The sequence below is a fragment of the Methylophaga sp. UBA4204 genome (assembly GCF_002379485.1).
In the GTDB taxonomy this organism is placed as follows: Bacteria; Pseudomonadota; Gammaproteobacteria; order Nitrosococcales; family Methylophagaceae; genus Methylophaga.
In genome coordinates this window covers 11,058-13,934 of the sequence record NZ_DFTU01000086.1, presented here as the reverse complement: position 1 = coordinate 13,934, position 2,877 = coordinate 11,058, and the positions used below count along the sequence as shown (strand labels likewise).

The 2,877-nt window shown below is 45.5% G+C and carries 5 protein-coding genes and 1 pseudogene; all 6 read right to left on the bottom strand.

From position 1 onward, the window contains the following. A pseudogene (locus B3182_RS12295) lies at window positions 1–213 on the bottom strand (sulfite exporter TauE/SafE family protein); the annotation flags it as partial. A gap of 90 nt (window positions 214–303) precedes the next feature. Next, on the bottom strand, window positions 304–516 hold the full coding sequence (locus B3182_RS12290) for a TSUP family transporter (RefSeq protein ID WP_292752944.1): 213 nt from the start codon (window positions 514–516) through the stop codon (window positions 304–306). Window positions 517–521: 5 nt separating this feature from the next. Then, the gene (locus B3182_RS12285) at window positions 522–1,055 is read right to left on the bottom strand and encodes a rhodanese-like domain-containing protein (protein ID WP_292358107.1); all 534 of its coding nucleotides are present in this window, start codon (window positions 1,053–1,055) and stop codon (window positions 522–524) included. Continuing rightward, entirely contained in the window at window positions 1,052–1,402 is a 351-nt protein-coding gene (locus B3182_RS12280) for an ArsR/SmtB family transcription factor (RefSeq protein WP_292358109.1), read from the bottom strand. The genes B3182_RS12285 and B3182_RS12280 overlap by 4 nt, the downstream gene beginning before the upstream one ends. Window positions 1,403–1,558: 156 nt before the next feature. Beyond that, entirely contained in the window at window positions 1,559–2,056 is a 498-nt protein-coding gene (locus tag B3182_RS12275) for an aminoacyl-tRNA deacylase (protein WP_292358110.1), read from the bottom strand. Between the two features lie 57 nt (window positions 2,057–2,113). Further along, entirely contained in the window at window positions 2,114–2,668 is a 555-nt protein-coding gene (locus tag B3182_RS12270; RefSeq protein ID WP_292358112.1) for a TMEM165/GDT1 family protein, read from the bottom strand. Window positions 2,669–2,877: the final 209 nt, after the last annotated feature.

Sequence of the window (2,877 nt, the reverse complement as noted above, 5' to 3'; positions counted from 1 at the left end):
GCCGAATAAGCCGGATAATATGCCGACCAAAAATCCACCCAGCAATAAACCACCCATGCATCTTGGACGCAGCTGAAATTTACCGTCGGGACTGAATTTACACAGAACACCCTTTGCATTATCCAGCGATAAATGACTGCTTCGCACCACTTTGCTGGCTTCCGGCATCGTTGTGGCTGTTAACCACATGCGAACAGCGATTATGACTGCCAATAAGCTAAATCCTGCCACCAGTAGCACCTCACTTAACATTGAGGCGAATATCTGCCCTAACGGCGCACCCAACATTCCGCTCCCGGCTAATCAAGCTGCAGGTTTCCATAAAATGGTTTGATTGCCCAAATTTCGGACACTGCCATACAACGTAATCGTGGCGACGGCGGCTAATGATAATGTCACCGCTTGATGAATTGAAACGTCACCCAGCAATATCAATAAGGGAACTGCAAACACCGAGCCACCGGCTCCGGTAAGGCCAAGCAGCAGGCCAATTACAATGCCAATTAACAGCAACATCTAGATTATTTATTCCATGGCATTTTTGCGAGGATCAGGCCCATTGCACAGCTATCGGTGATCCCTGAAAACATGAGTCCTGCGCCGACAAACCCCGACAGCGCAAACCAGGCTGAATGTACAACAAATCCCAGAATTACACCGCCTAACACCAAACCACCTGCAGCGATACGTACCTGACGTTCTATCGATACTGAACTACCTTGCGTGAACACCCAGTCACCATTGAGCTTTTCAACCGCTTGGATGCCGCCCTCAATAACCACTAGTGATTGGGAAACCTGGCCATCTAATTGTTTGGCGGCCGTTTCTGCTCGGCGACCTGAGTGACATAACAGTAATATCTTGTCAGGTGTTACTGTTTGTTGGTTAATTGCCTGTTGTAATGCTTCAACGGTGAGGTTTTGTAATGGCAAATGAATGGCACCCGGCAAAGATTTCGCTTTAACCTCGGCCGCTGTTCTGACATCAACAATAAAGCAATCTTTGGGTGTATTTTTGATAAACACATTCGCTGGTTTTTCGATGGAATAACTCATGATTTTTCTCCACATGAAGCAGTTTGATATTCAGGACAGTAAAGCGATTGCAACACGGCGATGATGCGTAACGCGGCATCGCCATTAAGCCGGTAGTAAACAGTTTGTGAATCTTTGCGTGTTTTGACTAATTCAGCGTGACGCAGGCTGGCAAGGTGTTGCGATAATGCCGATTGACTGAGTGGCACCAGCTGATTGATTTCACTGACAGCCAGTTCCTGATTTCCCAAAGCGCATAAAATCATTAAACGGTGTTCATTACTCATTTGCTTCAGTAAATCCGCCGCTGCTTTGGCATGAGTTTGCATCTCGTGCATTTCAGGAAAAGACAGGGGATTCGTGCTCATGGAATGTCCTTGTAAAAAATATAAGGCAAGTATATCAGTATTTTCTAAATTAGATAAATCTAAATTAACAAATGCTGATATATAGGGCTCGAACGCTGCAATTATTGGATTAAGTGGAAGAAAAAGCTGGCGATATGCTCGCCAGCTGATGAAACTTTACTCGGTTTTTACAAATTCACTGACAGGTACGGTCGACATGATTTTTTGTAAGTCTTTGGCGCTTACTGCAAGCGCATAGCCTAATACGCCACTGCCGATAATCACCTGTTCAAATTGAAATGCGCTGTTATCGGCCAACACAGTAACTGTTTCAGGCAATGCAATGGGAGGCACGGCGCCAACGACATATCCTGTTGCTTCTGAGACTTCATTAAACTCGGCCATGCGCAGTTTTTTCTCGCCAAGCTGTTTGCGAAGCGCCGCCCAATCTGCACGTCCACCACCGGCTACTGCCAGCAGGCAAAACTGACCCGAACCAGTTTTAAATAACAGACTGCGCACCACAGAGTTGGGATCTCGACCCTGACCGCTAAGTAATTCTTCCAGATTGCGGATAGGTTTTTTATCCTCACTGAGCGGAATTTCAATCACATCAAAAGGAATGGCGTTGTTTGCTAATAACTCAGTGACCGGAGAGCTGATAGTCTGGCTCATGGATGCTCCATAGATGCTGTTAAAAGTCTCTACTTTATGAAGTAATCACTGCAACTGTCAAAGCAACAATGTCATTATCCCCAGCGTCATAAATACAATTGACGCTGCATAACGTGCAGCATTCAACGGTAGTTTCTGCATCAAGCGATGTCCGAAAATAACGATTGGGACGTTGGCCAACATCATGCCAATAGTGGTACCGAGGGTTACCAGCATGAATTGCTGATATTGTGCTGCCAGAATGACCGTTGCGATTTGAGTTTTGTCACCGATTTCAGCCAGAAAAAATAACACCACAGTCGCAATAAAAGCTCCGTAACGATTGAGATTTGAAGCTACATCTTCCTCTTTATCGGGAATTAATATCCATAAGGCGACGACAATAAAACTGATACCAACAAGTAATCGGCCCATTTGCGGAGAGATAAACTCGGTGAGCCATACCCCCAGCCAGGCTGAAAGACCATGGTTAAGCAGGGTAGCGACTAAAATACCGACAATAATAGGAATGGGTTTACGGAAACGGGCTGCAAGAAATAACGAAAGAAGTTGGGTTTTATCGCCGATCTCCGCCAATGCGACGGTAGAGGTTGAAACTAGAAAAGCTTCCATGATTTAGTTACTCAGGCGGGATAAAAAACCAAAGGCAAATAGCAGCTACCCGCCTATGGAGCTGTTATTTGCCTCAGGTCTTGCCAATGCCACTCGTCAGAATGACACGAATTTGCCATGTGTCTTGAGGACACAAGTATGTTGACAGATTCACGCACTAAGGCCTGTTTATTTCTCATTGTTGATGGGAAATAAACAGGCCTTAAGAT

Excerpts from the sequence above, each read along its gene's own strand:
- B3182_RS12290 (WP_292752944.1), bottom strand. The coding sequence starts at position 516 with ATGTTGCTGTTAATTGGCATTGTAATTGGCCTGCTGCTTGGCCTTACC.
- B3182_RS12285 (WP_292358107.1), bottom strand. The coding sequence starts at position 1,055 with ATGAGTTATTCCATCGAAAAACCAGCGAATGTGTTTATCAAAAATACA.
- B3182_RS12280 (WP_292358109.1), bottom strand. The coding sequence starts at position 1,402 with ATGAGCACGAATCCCCTGTCTTTTCCTGAAATGCACGAGATGCAAACT.
- B3182_RS12275 (WP_292358110.1), bottom strand. The coding sequence starts at position 2,056 with ATGAGCCAGACTATCAGCTCTCCGGTCACTGAGTTATTAGCAAACAAC.
- B3182_RS12270 (WP_292358112.1), bottom strand. The coding sequence starts at position 2,668 with ATGGAAGCTTTTCTAGTTTCAACCTCTACCGTCGCATTGGCGGAGATC.